We start from the raw sequence: 16623 nt of genomic DNA, 5'->3' as shown, positions 1-16623 counted from the left end.
CATCTTTTTTGCCCGCACTTCGGCGGAAAATCCTCCACAGAGCACCACTCTGCGTCCGGTTTTCCACCTCGTTCGGACGAAAAATCTACGCCAATCTGGCAGACCTCATTTTATCAGTGATTCCCTATGCTTCCTGTAAAACCTCGGTGCGTGGATCCGCTGCGCGCCGTTGAGGTTTTGCCTTGTGTTAAGTATAGGAGATTATTGCTGCGTACGCTTTCATGTTTCTGCCTGTTTTCGATTCAAAAACGATATGTTTTGGTTATGTTTTTATATATTCATGCAAAAGTTTGTGAAAAATTTGTAGTTTTGGGAATAAAAAAATCTGCCGCATGATGTTTTTCACCATGCGGCAGACCGATGCTTACGCAATATTTAGTACGTCACCCAAGCGCCTTCGTCCTTTGCGGATTCGACGCATTTCTCGACCCACTTCACGCCCTCGGCGCCCGCATGGACGTCGGGATACCAGAAGTCGATTGGCTCGCCCTTTACATTCTTGTCGATTGCGCGTGCGAATTTTGTGTAGAGGTTACTCCACGCCTCGAAGAGTCCCTCGGGGTGACCGCCGCCGATGCGGTCGTCCGCACGTGCCTCGGCATAGAGATAACCCGCACCGCGCTGCATCGCGCCCTGCATGCTGCCCTGCACTTCGTATTGGAGCTGGTTCGGATGCTCGGCATCCCATGCGATTGACGCCTTCTCGCCGACGATGCGGAAACGCGCACCGAACTCGGAGCCCGCGTTGACGCAGCTCGACCAGATGTAGCTTATGGCGCCGCTCTCGTACTCCATGATGGTCATGGCATTGTCCTCAAGTGCGCGTCCCTCGACGAAGCTCTGTGCCGAGCACATAAGGCGTCGGATCTTGATGTTCGGGACGATTGCCTCCTGCAGATAGAGCATGTGCGTCCCAACGTCGCCGAGGACGTAGGACAGACCCGCCTTCTTCGGGGCGACACGCCATGCCGTCGCTGCCGACTTCTTTTCGATCGCGACGTTGTGTGCGCCGTGTGCGAACTGCATATTAAGGATGCGGATGGAGCCGAGGTCGCCGCTAGCGACCATGCGGCGCGCCTGCTCGATCATCTGATGCCCGCAGTAGCCGTAGGAGAGGAACATGATGCGGTTCTTCTCCTTCGCTAGCCGCTCCAGCTCTTGTGCCTCGTTGGAGAAGAAGCACATGGGCTTTTCGCAGTAGACATGCAGGCCTGCTTCGAGCGCCGCCTTTGCAATCTCGTAATGCGTGAAATTCGGCGTGGCAATGGAGACTGCCTCGATGCCGTCCTCCCGCTTTGCCTCTGCTGCGAACATCTCCTTGTAGTCCGCTAAAATCTTGTGATTCCGTCACGCGCGGAATATCAGCGACTTGATGAGGATGGACAGCCCGCCGAGGATGAAGATGAAGATGATGAAGCGCTTCGAGGCGCGTTCGCCCATGCGCCGGTCGATCATTGTGCCGATCCACACGCCGAGGATGGCGGCGGGAATCGAGACGGCGGTCAGTGTCAGCGTGAACAGCGTAAAGATATCGTTTGCAAAGTAGGTCACGGCACGGAATGCGTTCTCGATCAGGAAGATGAAGCAGATACTGCCGCGGAATGCCTCGCGATCGGCACTCACGCGCTCGATGTACGCGAGGAAGAGCATATTGATGCCAAAGAGCCCCGACATCACCCCCGAAGCGAAGGAGAGGAGATTGCGCAGCCAGCTGCGCGGTGTCATACTGCGCGTGCGGTCGCGCAGAAGCATCTCGACGCCGAGGCCGATGATAAAGACGCCCAGCAGAGCCTTGATGATCCACGGAGTTCCCAGTTTCAGCAGGAGTGTGCCCGGGATGACGCCGAGCAGGATGGCGATGAGCACGGGCAGCACCTGCCGAATCTGAAAGGAATGGCGTGCACGCCACGAGATCCACGCATTGACGGGGAGGTCGAGCAGGATGTTGGTCGGCGTGATGACCACGTTGTCCAGCCGCATCGCCATCAGCGGATTCGTGAGGAGTGGATTGCCGAAGCCCGCCAGCCCCTTGATGACGAAGCCCACCAGTTGTGACAGGAATACAATCGCGATGATTTCGTCCACAGATATCCCCTCCGCCAAAATATTCTAAAAAACCCTTCTTGACAAACATTTTAGTCGATGATAGTTTATTAGGCAAGAGTTGTCCACCTCTATATCATGATTTTACCACAAAATCATCAGAAGAGGTTGTTTCCATGAAAATCGCATTCGATGTTGATGTTCTCGCCAAGCAGATGAGCATCAACGACATGGTGCACAAGGTTGCGGACTGGGGCTACAAGTACATCGAGCAGTCCCCGCATCCGCGCATCAACCCGTTCTACAAGCACCCGCTCTTCTCCGAGGAGACGGAGGCAGAGTATCGCAAGGCACTCAAGGAGACAGGGGTTGAAATCTCCTCCTTCATCGTGGTCTATCGTTGGTCGGGACCGACCGAGGAACAGCTTCCCCGAGAAGATGGACAAACAGGCGCCCGAGGCGCTTGAGCGCATCAAGCACGAACTGCTCGGCGCATAACAGACGATATTTACAGACCATAATAGATATGTGGAGGACAAACTCATGGCACAGACACATTTGGAAGAAATCGCATTCTCGATCATCGCTGCAGCGGGCGATGGCCGCGCAAAGGTTACAGAGGCTTTGAAGGCTGCGCGTGCGGGCAGCTATGGACAGGCGCGCGGCGCGCTCAAGGATGCGGATGCACAGTTCCTCAAGGCGCATCAGCTCCAGACCGACGAACTCCTCAAGAAGGAGGCGGACGGCACACTCAAGGATCCGTTTAACGTTCTCGTCGCGCACGCGCAGGACTATGTCATGACCGGCATGGCGATGAAGGAGATGGCGGAAGAAATCGTCAATCTCTATGAGAAGGTTGCAGCGAAGTAAGTACATACAGATAGGCTGGTGCCGTGTGGGAGTTTCCCATGCGGCATTTTTGTTCATGTGAAGATATATTCTGACGAACGTCATTTTATCTATGGTTTCAAAAAATCTTATGGATGATACACTTTTGAGTTCTTGACAATAATGTTTTGGTGAACTATACTTCGTATTATCTGATATTTGTTTTCAGTTCTATATATGCGAAAGGAGCATATTATGACCGAAGTAAAGCGGATGGGATACTGTGTGGATGGTGAGTGGAAGCAGTCCACGAGCGGCAAGTATATCTCGATCACGGATTCCAGTACTGGGGAAGTGATGGCAGAGGTTCCGAGCTGCACGGTGGAGGAGTGCGAGGCAGCGATTGCCTCGGCACAGCGTGCATTTGCGTCGTGGTCGCAGCTTTCGATGGCAAAGCGTGTGCAGTATATGTTCCGCTGGCGCGATGTGCTCTATGCCCATAAGGAGGAGCTGGCTGTTCTCTGTGCGAAGGAGCTCGGCAAGACGCTGAACGAGGCACGCGGTGATGTACAGAAGGCGATCGAGCCGACGGAGGAGGCGTGCGCTGCTCCTTTGCTCATCCAGGGGAGTGGTGCAATGCAGGTGACGGGCGGTTACGATACGACTTCGTACCGCTTCCCGCTGGGCGTCGTTGCGGGCATCGTGCCGATGAACTTCCCTGCGATGATTCCGTGGGGGTGGATGGTACCGCTTGCGATCGTCTGCGGCAATACAGTTGTGCTAAAGGCAAGCAGCCAGACACCGCTGACCTCTATGCGTATGCTTGAGCTCTTCTATGAGGAGGCCGGCTTCCCGAAGGGCGTTGTCAATATCGTGACGACGAGCCGCAAGGAGGGCGAGGTGTTCCTCACAGACTCGCGTGTCAAGGCGGTGACGTTCGTCGGCACAACGGGCGTGGGCAAGCATATCTACTCGACAGCTGCAGCACACGGCAAGCGCGTACAGGCGCAGTGCGAGGCAAAAAATCATGCACTGCTGCTCGCGGATGCGAACCTTGAGGCGTCCACGAACGCCATCATCAACTCGACGTACGGCTGTGCGGGCATGCGCTGCATGGCGCTGCCTGTGGTCTGTGTCGAGGAGAGCATTGCGGACGCATTTGTCGCACTGCTGAAGAAAAAGGCGGAGGCTCTCAAAATCGGCTGTGCATACAAGGAGGAGACGCAGCTTGGTCCCGTGGTCAACGCAGGACATCAGCAAAAGGTCAGTGACTGGATCCAGAAGGGCGTTGACGAGGGGGCAGAGCTCGTTCTTGACGGGCGCAAGACGAAGGTCGCTGGTTACGAAAATGGATTCTTTGTCGGTCCTACGATCCTCGACCATGTAAAGCCGGGCATGACGGTCGGCGATCAGGAGATCTTCGGTCCTGTCACCTGTATCAAGCGCGTCAAGAACTACGAGGAAGGGATTCGCATCATGAACGCGAACCCGTTCGCGAACGGTTCGTGCATCTTTACGAGCAGCGGGTACTATGCGCGTAAGTTTGTCATGGATACGGACGGTGGAATGGTCGGCGTCAATGTCGGCATTCCTGTACCGAGCGCCTACTATCCGTTCTCGGGCAACAAGGATTCCTTCTTTGGCGATCTCCATGTCCTCGGCAGGGACGGCGTTCTCTTCTTCACGCGCGCCAAGACCGTCACCTCTCACTGGTTTGACGAGGAGGCAGGAAAGCGCGTTGTTGGAACGTGGGAGGGCAGCACGGAGCAGTAATCCCGTGGAGTCATTTCCCTCGGCATACAAATATCCCCCGCACAAATGCTGTGCGGGGGATATTTGCATGCGAGTGCTGCTCAGCGTACCCAGCGCACACGGTACTCCCGTGGTGTGATGCCCATGGCACGCTTAAAGACAGACTGAAAATAGTTGGAGTTGTTGTAGCCGACATGCGCCGCAATTTGTGTCACGGTCATCTCTGTATTGATGAGGAGGTTTTGCGCCTCGCCGATGCGGCGGAGTGCGACGTACTTCATCGGCGGCAGCCCGACTTCCTCTTTGAACAGATGCGCAAGATAATATGGATTGGTGTGGGTGGCGCGGGCGATGTCCTCCAGACAGATGGCGTCCTTGTAGTTCTGGTCGATATAGGCGCGCGCTGCACGCACGGTTGATGGGACGGCAGCTTCCTCCTTTTTCCCGTGCTCCGCCAGATGGGCAGAGATTTTCGTCAGGAGGGAAAGCGTGAGGTAGTGAGCGGTCTCCGGGTGCGCAGGTGCCTCTTTTTCAATGGCTCCGAAGAGTGCCATAAATTCATCAAAATCATCCCCCGTTGACTGAATCGGGGACAGCGAGGCCGGCAGGATGTGTCCCTGCGGTAGCCCGTCCACACACAGCCCGCTGACAGCGATGCAGTAGGTGCCGAGCGCACTGCCGCTGCCGCCGTGCTCATCGTGCACGACATGGCTGTTGTAGAGGATGAGGTCGCCCTTTCGCGCCGTGTACCGGCGCCCGTCGATCATGTAGATGCCCGCGCCGCTGTAGAGGAGCAAAATCTCTGCCAGATATGGATGCTCGTGCAGGCTGCGCGGCATATACGATGCCTCCGGTCCCACGTTGCAAATATAGGAAAGGGAGGGCGATGCTCCTTTTTGAAATGTCGGGCGGTAGTTGCGCTTGGGAAAATATTGAAGCATCATGCCCTCCTTTCGTGTTTGCTATGAAATATCACCAAAATATGACTACATATTATCAATAAAGAGATAAAAACGCAAGAAAAAGGCCCTCGATGTGAGGGCTTTTCTATGAAACTCCATGAGAGAGGGTTAGAGATTGTATGCCTTCTTGATCTCGGCGAGGGTGACAGGACGACCTTCCTCGCAGGACTTCTTTGCCGCAAGGCCAATGAGAACGGGCTGCAGTCCGTCGTTCGCGTTGACGGGCGTCTCCGTGTTATTCACGATTGCCTCGACGAACTCGTCGATCTCGCGTGCATACGCCGCCATGTAGCGCTCGAGGAAGAAGAACATCGGCTTCTCGGCGATGACACCGTCCTTGCCGGAGAACACCGCATTCGAGTCGGAGTCGTTGCTGATCGCAATGGCTCCCTCCGTGCCGAACACCTCGGCGCGCTGATCGTAGCCGTAGCATGCCGCGCGGCAGTTGTCGATGACCGCTGTTGCGCCGTTCGCGAGCTTCAGTGTGATGACGGCGGTGTCCACATCGCCCGCCTTGCCGATCTCGGGGTCAACGGTGACGGAGCCGACCGCGAAGACCTCCTCGACCTCAGAGCCGGAGAGATAGCGTACCATATCGAAATCATGGATCGTCATGTCCATGAAGATGCCGCCCGATACCTTGACATAAGAAATCGGCGGCGGCTCGGGGTCGCGCGACGTGATCTTGATGATCTGCTGCTTGCCGACCTTGCCCGCCTTGACCGCCTCGTGGATTGCGCGGAAGTTGTGGTCGAAGCGGCGGTTGAAGCCCACCTGATACTTCTTGCCCGTCTCCTTGACGACAGCGAGCACTTCCTTGATCTTTTCGACATCGTGGTCAATGGGCTTCTCGCAGAAGACGTGCTTGCCTGCGCGCAGCGCCTCAATGGAGACGGGAGCGTGCTGATCCGTGGAGGCGCATATCAGTACCGCCTCGATCTCGGGATCGCTGAGGATGTCGTGATAGTCCTTCGTGATCGTCTCCACGCCGATGGACTTTGCCCACGCCTCGATCTTCTCGTTCATGAAGGGATCCGCAATCGACTTCACCGTCGCGTTCTTGACGAACTTCGAGATGCTCTCGCCGTGGACGTGGCCGATACGACCGGCGCCAATGATACCGACTTTGATCATGTGGATAACCGCCTTTCTCTGTGTAGAGGAGTGTTTCCTTCTTTTTCTTATAGAAGTATAGCACAATCTGCACGAGAAAGACTTAAATATCTTGGTAATTTTTTGGGTACATTTGAATATTTTATTGCGTATATCGTCTATATTTTTCAAGAGGCTATAAAATCTTGCGTTTTTCTTCTCTCTCCATTTATCAGTGATGCCTAAAATATTTTCTGTGTGGGTTTTCACGCTCTGTTATAATGGGAGAAACGAAGTGAATGGGGGTGCATCGATGAAAGCGGCGATCTGCGCACATTCCGACATGGACCTCCGAAGATCCATCCACCTGTGATTCTTGGGCATGAATTTGCGGGCGTTGCGGTGGAGGTGGGGGCGGATGCGCAATGGGGGCGTGGCGTATGTAGTCCATAACTATTGACATAGAGCCGAATTTTTGTGGGAGGTGTTTTTTATGTGGAACTTTGTTATAATGACAGGGAATAACCGTAACGAGGTGTGAGATATGAAAGATTTGGGGCTTTTCAAAGGCAGACACGTCCTCCTCACGGGACATACGGGCTTTAAGGGCATGTGGCTTGCCCTCCTGCTCCTCCGGGCGGGGGCAGAGGTGACGGGCTTTGCACTCGATGCGCCGACGGAGGGCGGACGGGAGGCGCTCCGTCGGCTTGGCGTTTTGAAGGAGCTGCGCGATCTGCGCGGCGATGTGCGCGATGCCGATGCACTCGGACGCGCGTTTGCTGCGGCGCGGCCGGAGGTCGTCTTTCACCTCGCGGCGCAGCCGATTGTGCGGGCGAGCTACCGTCAGCCCGTGGAGACGTTTGCGGCAAATGTGATGGGGACCGTCAATGTCCTTGAATGTATCCGCACATCGGACACCGTTCGTTCTGCACTCATGGTGACGACGGATAAGGTCTATGAGAATAAGGAGTGGCCGTGGGGCTACCGCGAGAATGAGCCGCTCTTGGGCTATGATCCGTATTCGGCGAGCAAGAGCTGTGCGGAGATCGCCGCCCATAGCTATCGGCAGAGCTTTTTCGCGGATGGCAGGGTGCGGCTTTCGACGGCGCGCGCGGGCAACGTGATCGGGGGCGGCGACTTTGCACCCGACCGCATCATCCCCGACTGTATCCGCGCAGCGGTGCGCGGGCAGGTGATCGACATCCGCAATCCGCATTCGACGCGCCCCTATCAGCATGTCTTAGAGCCGCTCTCCGTGTATCTGATGCTCGCGGCACGGCAGGTGGAGGATGCCGCTCTGGTCGGGGCATGGAATGTCGGCCCCGACGATGCGGACTGCGTGACGACGGGAGAGCTCGCCGATCTCTTCTGCCGGACGTGGGGCGCGGGCGTACGGTGGGAGGCATATGCAGACGGCGGTCCACATGAGGCGCATTTTTTAAAACTCGACTGCTCGAAAATAAAGAGTGAACTCGGGTGGAAACCGCGCTGGCATATCGCCGAGGCCGTGGAGAAAACGGTGGAGTGGGCAAAGGCATGGGAAGCGGGCGCGGATATGCGCGCGGTGACCGAGGAACAGATCGAGGCATTTTTCGCGGGGGATCATAGAGCAGGGAGAGAAATCGGATGAGTGAGCAGGAGATGCGTGGGGAGATTCTCGCGCTTGTACGGGCGTACTGTGAGAAGTATCATGCACCAAAGGAGAATTTCTCCCCGGGGGATCGTCTACCGTACGCGGCGCGCGTCTACGATCATGAGGAGATGGAGAATCTCGTTGCGAGTGCGCTTGAGTTCTGGCTGACAGCGGGGCACTATACGGAGGAATTCGAGCGCGGGCTTGCGGCCTATCTCGGGGTGAAGCACTGTTCGCTCGTGAACTCGGGCTCGTCGGCGAATCTGCTCGCCTTTATGGCACTCACGTCGCCGCTCCTCGGGGCGCGTGCCGTCGGGCGCGGTGATGAGGTCATCACGGTGGCGGCGGGCTTTCCGACGACAGTCGCGCCGATCATCCAGTACGGTGCGGTGCCCGTCTTTGTCGATGTGAGTCTGCCGACGTACAATGTGGATGTGTCACTCCTTGAGGGGGCGCTCTCCGCGCGGACGAAGGCCGTCATGATCGCGCATACGCTCGGCAATCCGTTTGATCTGGCGGCGGTCAAGGCGTTCTGCCAAAAGCACAGCCTCTGGCTCGTTGAGGACAACTGTGACGCACTCGGCTCGCAGTATACGATCGACGGAGAGACGCGCTATACGGGCACGATCGGCGATATCGGTACGTCGAGCTTCTATCCGCCGCATCACATGACGATGGGCGAGGGCGGCGCGGTCTATACGAATGATCCGCTCCTCCACCGCATCGTGCGCTCCCTGCGCGACTGGGGACGCGACTGCGTCTGCGCATCGGGGCAGGACAACCGCTGCGGGCATCGCTTTGATGCGCAGTACGGTGCGCTCCCGCGCGGCTACGACCACAAATACGTCTACTCGCATTTCGGCTACAATCTCAAGGTGACGGATATGCAGGCGGCCGTCGGTGTCGCCCAGCTGAAAAAACTGCCGTCCTTTGTCGCGCGTCGCCGGCATAACTTTGCGCGGCTCCACGCGGCACTCGCCGATCTGGGCGATGCCTTTGTCCTGCCGGAGGCAACGGCGCATGCAGAGCCCAGCTGGTTTGGCTTTTTGCTGACCTGCCGTGACGGCGTGGACCGCGCCAAGATCGTGCCGTACATCGAGGGGCGGGGCATCCAGACGCGTATGCTCTTCGCGGGGAATTTGACGAAGCACCCCTGTTTTGATGCCATGCGCGCCTCGGGCGAGGGCTATCGTGTGGCAGGGACGCTCGCGGCGACCGACCGCATAATGAACGACACGTTCTGGCTCGGCGTCTACCCCGGACTGACGGATGCGAAGATCGACTATATGGCACAGGTCATACGGGATGCTGTGCACGCGGCGCGGTAGTGCCAAATTTATCAGAGCTTCCCTAAAAGGATCCTGACGCAGATCAGAAAGAGGTGAGTCCATCGTGCGGAGATACATTGTCACGGGAGCGGCCGGCTTTTTTGGCGGCAATCTCACCGAGCGGCTCGTGCGGGAAACGGATGCACATGTCTATGCTGTGGTACGTCCGAACTCACCGCATAATGTACGCCTTACACCATCGGAGCGGTTGACTGTGGTACCTGTCGATCTCTCGGCTTATGCACAGCTCGATGCGATCATTCCTGCGCCCTGTGATGTGTTCTTTCATCTCGCATGGCAGGGGGCGCGCCGTGATTTCGCTGCCCAGTACGGCAATATCCGCGCTGCGATTGATGCGCTAGAGGCGGCGGTGCGCCTTGGGTGCACCCGCTTCATCTGTACTGGTTCGCAGGCGGAGTATGGGCGGCAGACGCAGCTCATCACGGAGGAGACATGTCCGCATCCCACGGATGCCTATGGTGCGGCAAAACTTGCTGCCTGTGCTCTTTCGCGCACGCGTGCGGCAGATCTCGGCATAGAATGGATCTGGGGGCGCGTGTTCAGCCTTTACGGGAAATACGAGCAGGACGGGCGCATGCTACCGGAACTTGTGCGGGCGCTGCGCGCAGGACAAAACTTTGCACTTTCTTCATCGGGGGGGCAGAACTGGGACTACCTCTATGCAGCGGATGCGGCGGATGCACTCCTCGCACTTGCAGAGCGGGGGCACGCAGGGGAGATTTATAACGTTGCTCATGGCGGCTATCGGCCTCTGCGCGATTTTGTCACGGAGGTGCAGCGCGCAGCTGCTGCGCAGGCGGAAGTCTCCTACGGTGCAAGGGAGGGAGCTGTTTCCCTGCAGCCATCGGTGGAGAAGCTGTGCCATGATACGGGGTGGAAGCCGACAACGTGTTTTGCCGATGGGTTGCGCATGGGCTATGGAATCGAATAGCTCATTTCATCGTATCAACATCGACATGGGGAGTGCCGTGTGTGGGACGCCGTCGTAGAGCAGAAAGGTGAGAATGATGGATCATACGCAGATGTCGGAGCTGCTGGACAGTGTCGTGGAGGCGGCGGAGTATCTCTGTGGCGCGATGGAGCGGCAGGAGACTGCGCCTACCGCCTCGGAGGTGTTGTCTCTCCTGCATCAGGCTGCTGCTGTCATTGCGCGGGAGACGGAGGACACCGACCATGTGCTCGGGCATGTTCATCTGTATGGGAAGAACATTCAGGCCTCGATTGATGATCTGCAGAATAGACCGATGCATCGCAGACGGATCGCACACTACGAGATTCGTCCCTTTGCCCTCGAAATGCGCCGGCTGTGGCACTATGCGACAGAGATTCTTCCCTATCCGGATCGACGTGCCGCACATCTGAAAGAGCAAATGGCGGCATCGGAAGCCCTGCATAAGGCGGAAGAGCGGGGCGCCGCGTGCGATGTGAGCATCATTTTGTTTGGCTATAACAAGCTGGAATATACCCAAAAAGCGGTCGAGAGCATCTTTGCACACACGAATCTTTCCGATGGGAAGGTCGAACTGATCCTTATCAATAATGGCTCGGATGACGGAACCCGCGAATATTTTGAGCGCCTTCCACACGCGAAATGCATCAATCTGAAATATAATATTTTCGGCGTAAATGTGGCACAGCACATCATCGGGGGACGGTACTGTGTAGGCTTCTCCAATGATGTCGTGGCGACACCGCATTGGCTGGAGCATCTGCTCGCATGTGTGCAGTCAGATGCTCGCATCGCCATGGCTGTTCCGACCTGCAATGAGGAGAGTATTGCCTGTTTTCAGGGGGTGCCTGTCTCCTATCCGAATACATTTGATGGGATGGAGGAGATGCAGGCGTTCGCCGCTGCGTACAATGAGCTGGATCCAAGGCGCTGGGAGGAGCGCAGTCAGCTGATGCCGTTCTTGGCCATCCTGCGGACAGATCTTTATCGCATTGGTCTCCTCGACCCAATATATACGCGCGGAGAGTTTATCGATGATGATATGTCAACGCTGCTTCGCCGGACGGGGTGGCGACAGATTCTCATGAAAGATACCTTTATGCACCATTTTGGAGGGGTGACACTCGGAGCGGGGCGTAATAAGGAGGCAGGGAATGCGCTTGATGCGATGCGCCGTGTCTACTATGAAAAATGGGGCGTCGATGCGTGGGAGTCGCGCGGTGGCTTTGCCAATATGGACGTACTGTGGACACAGCAGCATTTTCGCGACGATGATCGCGTACTCATACTTGCGCCATGTTTCGGCGATTTGGCGTGCAGCGTGGTCAACGCCTATCGTCAGCACGGCTGTGTTCCTCACATGACGGCAGCCGTTTTTGACCGTCGTTATCTGAAGGATACGTCGTATATTTTTGATGAGACCCGCATGATGTCATGTGTTGACGATGTAAAAGAGGACGGGCAGGTATACGAGATCATCAGCACGGGACGCTATCTGGATGAGCTCCCTTCGGATGAGGTGATCTCTGCGCTGGAATGTCTCTATGACTGTCTTGCTGATGGCGGGCGATTGATTCTTCCGGTGCGCAACCCGAGCTGTGCCGACGAGGTTATATCCCTTCTATATGAGGGCGGGCGGAGTCTCTACACCGGTATTGATGAGGTGCGAAGAACGCCTGTCGTTTCCTATCGGCACCTGATCAAGGCACTCGAGCGTCATGAAATACTGCGTCACTATCGCATGATGGCGGTCGCATTCCAAGAAGATGGGGCTGCTGCCGCACTGTTGCGGGAGTTCTTTTCTGCCCGAGCCCGCCTGCCGGAGGATGTGGATCGAAATCTTTCGGTGCGGATGGTGTATCTTATCTTTGAGAAACGTGGGGAGCCTGCGAAAAGGATGGGGCATTCATGACAGAGCAGGAATACTTGAGGGAAGTACGTCAGATTCAAGCGTGGATTGCGTCGGGCGATGATGTACTGCGGAAAAAGGCAGAAGCTGCCATTGAACCATTTCGTCATATTTATCCGCAGCGACTGCCCTATCTGTGTGCCGAGATCGCATTGATGATGGCACATGGAGAATCGGCAGAGCGATGTCGGGATGCCGTTGATGATCTTGCACAGGAGTTTTATCCCCAGGAGGGACTTTCCGATCTGTTTATGCTCAAGAGCCGTACCTATCGGGAGGGATCACCCGAATGGAGGCAACTGCAGTTTATCGCAGCGTTTTACAGCAGTGGGGAACTGCCGCAGCAGCCCATGGTGGAACTCGCTGAGATGAAAGCTGCGTTTCTGCGTGGTACGCTGTCGGATAAGGAGCTGCACGATCTTGCGGTGCAGTATTATGTGACCCGTAATACACTGCTTTCTGCGGTTCTGATGCTGGCATGGTGCAGACGGACAGCCTGTTTGGAGCAGTATGAGGAGCATATCCTTCAAGATGCCGGCCAGCCGTTTACGCGTCCCCATTACTGTGGGAATTTTGGGTATCTGGCGCGCATGCTCACGGATGGTAGCAGCTATACCTTCCTCCTTGTCGATGATGCCTCGGACGCGCACGGCGATATGGAGGTGTTGGCGGAGGCACTTCGCATCCTTGGACAGCATACGATTGTCCTGCGCGTCTGTTCCGATGGACAGCCCGCGCAGGATGTGCAGAGCTATGCGCTGAAATGCATTCAGGCGGCTCGGGCAGATGGTAGCCGTATTGCGATTTCCGTCGGGCTGTGCCAGCTTCCGTCTGGTGCGTCGGTCGATGCTCTTCCGGCGGTGCTTCGGCTGCTGGCACGCAGCATTACGCAGAATGCTCCGCTGATTGTTTTCGCCCGTGACGGCCGTATGGATCAGCTCCATGGAGATGAGGTCCTAGGGGGGGCGATTCAGCGCCTTTCGCACTGCCTGCCGCCGGGGTTCGCGGACGGCTTGAGTTTTGCTTGGATGGGCGATTATCTGAAGTATATTAGCTATCTCTATGGTGAATCTGCCGAAGATTTGCTTACGGCAGCTCCGCGCTGCGATATTTCCATCGTCATCCCTGCCAGAAACTCGGTGCATACGCTCCGCCATACGCTGCGGACCTGCTTGGCAGTGGAGTTCACGGGCAGCTATGAGATCGTTGTCAGTGATAATTCAGATGACGGCTATGATGGAATACGTGAGCTCTGCGAGGAGCTCAATGACGCGCGGATTCGTTACTACCGCACACCAGTAGTGCTTGCCCTGGATAAATCCTTTGAATATGCGCTTCTCCATGCGCGTGGAACATTCATTTTTTCGCTTGGCTCAGACGATGGTGTTTATCCTTGGGCACTGACGTATCTGCAACAGGCACTGACCTCCCATCCGCAAATGATGCTCTTTTCGTGGGAGCGAGGGCTCTATACATGGCCGGGGCTTTTACCTCATGGACGCAGTATCATTAAATTCCCTCTCTATGACGCTGGTGAAGAGACGCCCTATCAGTACTTTGAGTTATCCGCCGATCGACAGAGGATTGTAGATAATATTGATGAAGTATTTTATCGGTTGCCGCTGTGTTATATCAACTCGGGATTTCGGCGAGAGTATTTTCTGCGGCTTTATCGCAGTACGGGCAGGATTCTTGATGGGATCGGACAAGACTCGTATATGGGAACGGCCAGCCTCTTTTTGAACAAGCAGGTTGTGCATCTGAACTGCCCGCTGACAACCGCAGGAATGGCAGGAAGCTCCGTCGGGGCGGGAACGGTTTTATACGATGTGGATATTACAGCATCTGCGTTTAGCGATGTACGCAGAACAAAGGTTACCGATCAGGTCAGTGAGTATGTTATGCGTCGCGGTGAGTATCGGGTTCCCTACGTCTATACTGCCGATAAGCTGGGATTCTTCATTACGATAGCACGGCTACGGGATCTTGATGTCACGGAGGACGCGTTGCCAATCGACGAAATGTTTGACTATTTTGGGGCCAAGCTATCCGTGACGGATCTGCATTTTGAACGATATGCCGGCTTGCTTCTCTATGCCGCATCGCTGTGCGGCGAGGAGAAGCATCGTCAGGTACAGGCCTTTTATGCGGCGATCTGCAAAGAGCCAAGAGCACTGGAGGTGCAGAAGGCAGAACTGTTCAGTGACTATCAATATGGATACTCTAGGAAGCATCAGGAAATGACGCTGGACGCAAGGCGGTTTGACTGTGAGAATGTGGCGGATGCCGTACATGTCACGGCGGGGATACTAGACCTATAGGGAATTGCCGGTCCATAGTGGATCTTCCCGAGGAATGTGTGTCAGAGCGGAGTTATACTTCCGCTCTTTTTTTGCGCCGCGGGCGGATGGTGATGAGGAAGGCGGTGGTGTAGGCGGTGATGGGGATGGCACAGAGGAGGCCAATGCTGCCGACGAGGGAGCGGACGATCTCGGTGGCGATCATGTTGAGGTTGAGGACGTGGCGGAGCGGGAGATCGGGCTGCGCGGAGATGAGGAGGATGAGCGGGAGCGCACCGCCGATGTAGGCGAGGACGAGGGTGTTCGCCATGGTGCCCATGACGTCGCGGCCGACGCTCATGCCCGAGGAGACGAGAGCGTCGAATTTCGTCTTGGGGGCGAGCTGTTTCATCTCGTATTGGGCGGAGGCGATGGAGACGGCAACGTCCATGACGGCACCGAGGGCACCGAGGACGATGCCCGCAAAGAGCAGCTCGCGGAAGTCCACCGCCTGCAGGTAGAGTGCCTTGAGCATGCCCGCCTGTTCCTCGGCGATGCCTGTGAGGTAGGTGCCGTGGATGGCGATGACGGCGAGGATGCCCGCGACGAGGATGCCGCCGATGGTGCCGATGATGGCGCCCGCCGCCTTGACGTTTCGCCCGCTGACGATGAGTTGGGTGGCGAGGGTGATGATGCTGCCGATGAGGAGCGTCCAGAGGATGATGTGCGAGGGGGCATAGAGGATGAAGGAGATGAGCCCCTTCGCGATGAGTAGGACGGCGAAGAGGAGGACGAGGAGTGCCTTTGCGCCCGTCATACCGCCGAAGCAGATGAGGAGGGCGGCAAAGAGCGCGAGGAGGAGGAGCATGGCGGGGATCCGGTCGTAGTCGACGATGGCATAGCTCTCACCTGCCGACCGGACGAGGATGTGCTCCCCCTCCTCCGGGTGAATGTCAAAGGCAGGATTATTGAAGGTGTGATGGAGGATGGTCTCCTCCGTCCCTGCCGCAGGACCTGAGTCGAGGCGGATGCGCACCTCATAGGCGGCACTGTCAGGCGCAAAGGAGGTTGTGCCGCCCGCAGCATTCTCCACGTGGAGAATTTCTGCCTTATAGGTCGGCGGGTCACCGTCCTCACCCGCCGGGAGATGGGTGAGGACAGCATAGAGGAGGACGAGGGAGAGCACTGCGATGAGGAGGCGGGGCAGACGGCTGGGATCATGTTTCATGACGAACTCCTTTGAATTGTTACAGTATTTACACATATTATGGCACGAAGAAAAAGTGATTTCAATAGTTATTCCTGATTATGTAAGAACTATTGACAGATACATCATTCTCACATATACTGAGAACAACAAGATGATTCCAGAGAGGATGGCGACTTCGTCATACCTCACGGCGCAGGAATTATCATCGTCTCACGGAGGAATCCGTCAAGGCTGCCAGCGGGCGGTCTTTCTTTATTCGGATTCATTTCTTATGGATTCGTGAGATGCTTGCCCTATGGCGGGACAAGGCGCCAAGGAGGATAAAGGAGCTTTCGACGGGCTGCAGAGGAGGTCTCGGCAGACGCGGGAAAGCGATATGGAAAAGGAGGAGACACGATGTTCTCGAAGACGGATTTTTGGATTGGCCTTGCAGTTGGTGCTGTTGCCGGTATCTTTGGCTATCGTTTCATGCAGGAGCGCACGCAGCAGCTGGCGGCACTCGAGGCCGGCACGGCGGATCTCTCGCTCGCTGAGCTCCAGCGTCAGAAGGAGGAGCTCGAGGATCTGATCGCGGCACAGGCTGCATCGGAGAAGTAAGTTTTCCACGCCACGGGGGC

Annotated in this window: 14 protein-coding genes and 1 pseudogene; 10 read left to right on the top strand and 5 right to left on the bottom strand. The window is 56.4% G+C overall.

Features of this window, described 5'->3' with window-relative positions:
- Positions 1 to 375 precede the first annotated feature (375 nt).
- Positions 376 to 1314 carry a Gfo/Idh/MocA family oxidoreductase gene (locus C1713_RS07025; protein WP_102493442.1) on the bottom strand — a complete coding sequence of 313 codons (939 nt, stop codon included), beginning with the start codon at positions 1312 to 1314 and terminating at the stop codon, positions 376 to 378.
- A gap of 33 nt (positions 1315 to 1347) precedes the next feature.
- Positions 1348 to 2085 carry a sulfite exporter TauE/SafE family protein gene (locus tag C1713_RS07020; RefSeq protein ID WP_102493441.1) on the bottom strand — a complete coding sequence of 246 codons (738 nt, stop codon included), beginning with the start codon at positions 2083 to 2085 and terminating at the stop codon, positions 1348 to 1350.
- Positions 2086 to 2219: 134 nt separating this feature from the next.
- Between C1713_RS07020 and C1713_RS07015 the strand changes: the two are divergent.
- The 3 genes and pseudogenes from C1713_RS07015 to C1713_RS07005 form a co-directional block, all read left to right on the top strand.
- Positions 2220 to 2468: pseudogene (locus C1713_RS07015) on the top strand (sugar phosphate isomerase/epimerase); the annotation flags it as partial.
- Positions 2469 to 2586: 118 nt separating this feature from the next.
- Positions 2587 to 2913: a PTS lactose/cellobiose transporter subunit IIA gene (locus C1713_RS07010; protein WP_102493440.1), complete on the top strand. Its 327-nt coding sequence runs from the start codon at positions 2587 to 2589 to the stop codon at positions 2911 to 2913.
- A 213-nt stretch (positions 2914 to 3126) separates the two neighbouring features.
- Positions 3127 to 4644: a CoA-acylating methylmalonate-semialdehyde dehydrogenase gene (locus tag C1713_RS07005; RefSeq protein WP_102493439.1), complete on the top strand. Its 1518-nt coding sequence runs from the start codon at positions 3127 to 3129 to the stop codon at positions 4642 to 4644.
- An 80-nt stretch (positions 4645 to 4724) separates the two neighbouring features.
- On the opposite strand, the gene C1713_RS07000 is transcribed toward C1713_RS07005, so the two are convergent.
- Together C1713_RS07000 and iolG are read right to left on the bottom strand one after the other, a co-directional pair.
- Positions 4725 to 5564 carry a helix-turn-helix transcriptional regulator gene (locus C1713_RS07000; RefSeq protein WP_245871018.1) on the bottom strand — a complete coding sequence of 280 codons (840 nt, stop codon included), beginning with the start codon at positions 5562 to 5564 and terminating at the stop codon, positions 4725 to 4727.
- Positions 5565 to 5693: 129 nt separating this feature from the next.
- The gene (gene iolG / locus C1713_RS06995; protein WP_102493438.1) at positions 5694 to 6719 is read right to left on the bottom strand and encodes an inositol 2-dehydrogenase; all 1026 of its coding nucleotides are present in this window, start codon (positions 6717 to 6719) and stop codon (positions 5694 to 5696) included.
- Between the two features lie 267 nt (positions 6720 to 6986).
- On the opposite strand from iolG, the gene C1713_RS12435 reads away from it, so the two are divergent.
- The 6 genes from C1713_RS12435 (at position 6987) to C1713_RS06970 (ending at position 14838) form a co-directional block, all read left to right on the top strand.
- Positions 6987 to 7130, top strand: coding sequence for an alcohol dehydrogenase catalytic domain-containing protein (locus tag C1713_RS12435; RefSeq protein ID WP_138774481.1), 144 nt, complete (start codon positions 6987 to 6989; stop codon positions 7128 to 7130).
- A 91-nt stretch (positions 7131 to 7221) separates the two neighbouring features.
- Entirely contained in the window at positions 7222 to 8307 is a 1086-nt protein-coding gene (gene rfbG, locus C1713_RS06990; protein ID WP_102493437.1) for a CDP-glucose 4,6-dehydratase, read from the top strand.
- The gene (rfbH, locus tag C1713_RS06985; RefSeq protein WP_102493436.1) at positions 8304 to 9638 is read left to right on the top strand and encodes a lipopolysaccharide biosynthesis protein RfbH; all 1335 of its coding nucleotides are present in this window, start codon (positions 8304 to 8306) and stop codon (positions 9636 to 9638) included. The genes rfbG and rfbH overlap by 4 nt, the downstream gene beginning before the upstream one ends.
- A 64-nt stretch (positions 9639 to 9702) precedes the next feature.
- Positions 9703 to 10590, top strand: a complete 888-nt coding sequence (locus C1713_RS06980) for an NAD-dependent epimerase/dehydratase family protein (protein ID WP_102493435.1) — start codon at positions 9703 to 9705, stop codon at positions 10588 to 10590.
- Between the two features lie 73 nt (positions 10591 to 10663).
- Complete coding sequence (locus C1713_RS06975) at positions 10664 to 12520, top strand: glycosyltransferase (protein ID WP_245871016.1); 1857 nt, start codon at positions 10664 to 10666, stop codon at positions 12518 to 12520.
- Positions 12517 to 14838, top strand: coding sequence for a glycosyltransferase family 2 protein (locus C1713_RS06970; protein WP_102493434.1), 2322 nt, complete (start codon positions 12517 to 12519; stop codon positions 14836 to 14838). The genes C1713_RS06975 and C1713_RS06970 overlap by 4 nt, the downstream gene beginning before the upstream one ends.
- A 52-nt stretch (positions 14839 to 14890) precedes the next feature.
- Here C1713_RS06970 and C1713_RS06965 read toward each other — a convergent pair whose 3' ends face one another.
- Complete coding sequence (locus C1713_RS06965) at positions 14891 to 16024, bottom strand: YibE/F family protein (RefSeq protein ID WP_245871015.1); 1134 nt, start codon at positions 16022 to 16024, stop codon at positions 14891 to 14893.
- A 378-nt stretch (positions 16025 to 16402) separates the two neighbouring features.
- Between C1713_RS06965 and C1713_RS06950 the strand changes: the two genes are divergently transcribed.
- Entirely contained in the window at positions 16403 to 16603 is a 201-nt protein-coding gene (locus C1713_RS06950) for a 50S ribosomal protein L9 (protein ID WP_050341801.1), read from the top strand.
- Positions 16604 to 16623: the final 20 nt, after the last annotated feature.

The sequence above is a fragment of the Centipeda felix genome (genome assembly GCF_900186465.1).
GTDB classification, from domain to species: domain Bacteria; phylum Bacillota; class Negativicutes; order Selenomonadales; family Selenomonadaceae; genus Centipeda; species Centipeda felix.
The sequence above is the reverse complement of the archived record's forward strand: the minus strand, read 5'-3'. Positions and strand labels throughout refer to the sequence as shown.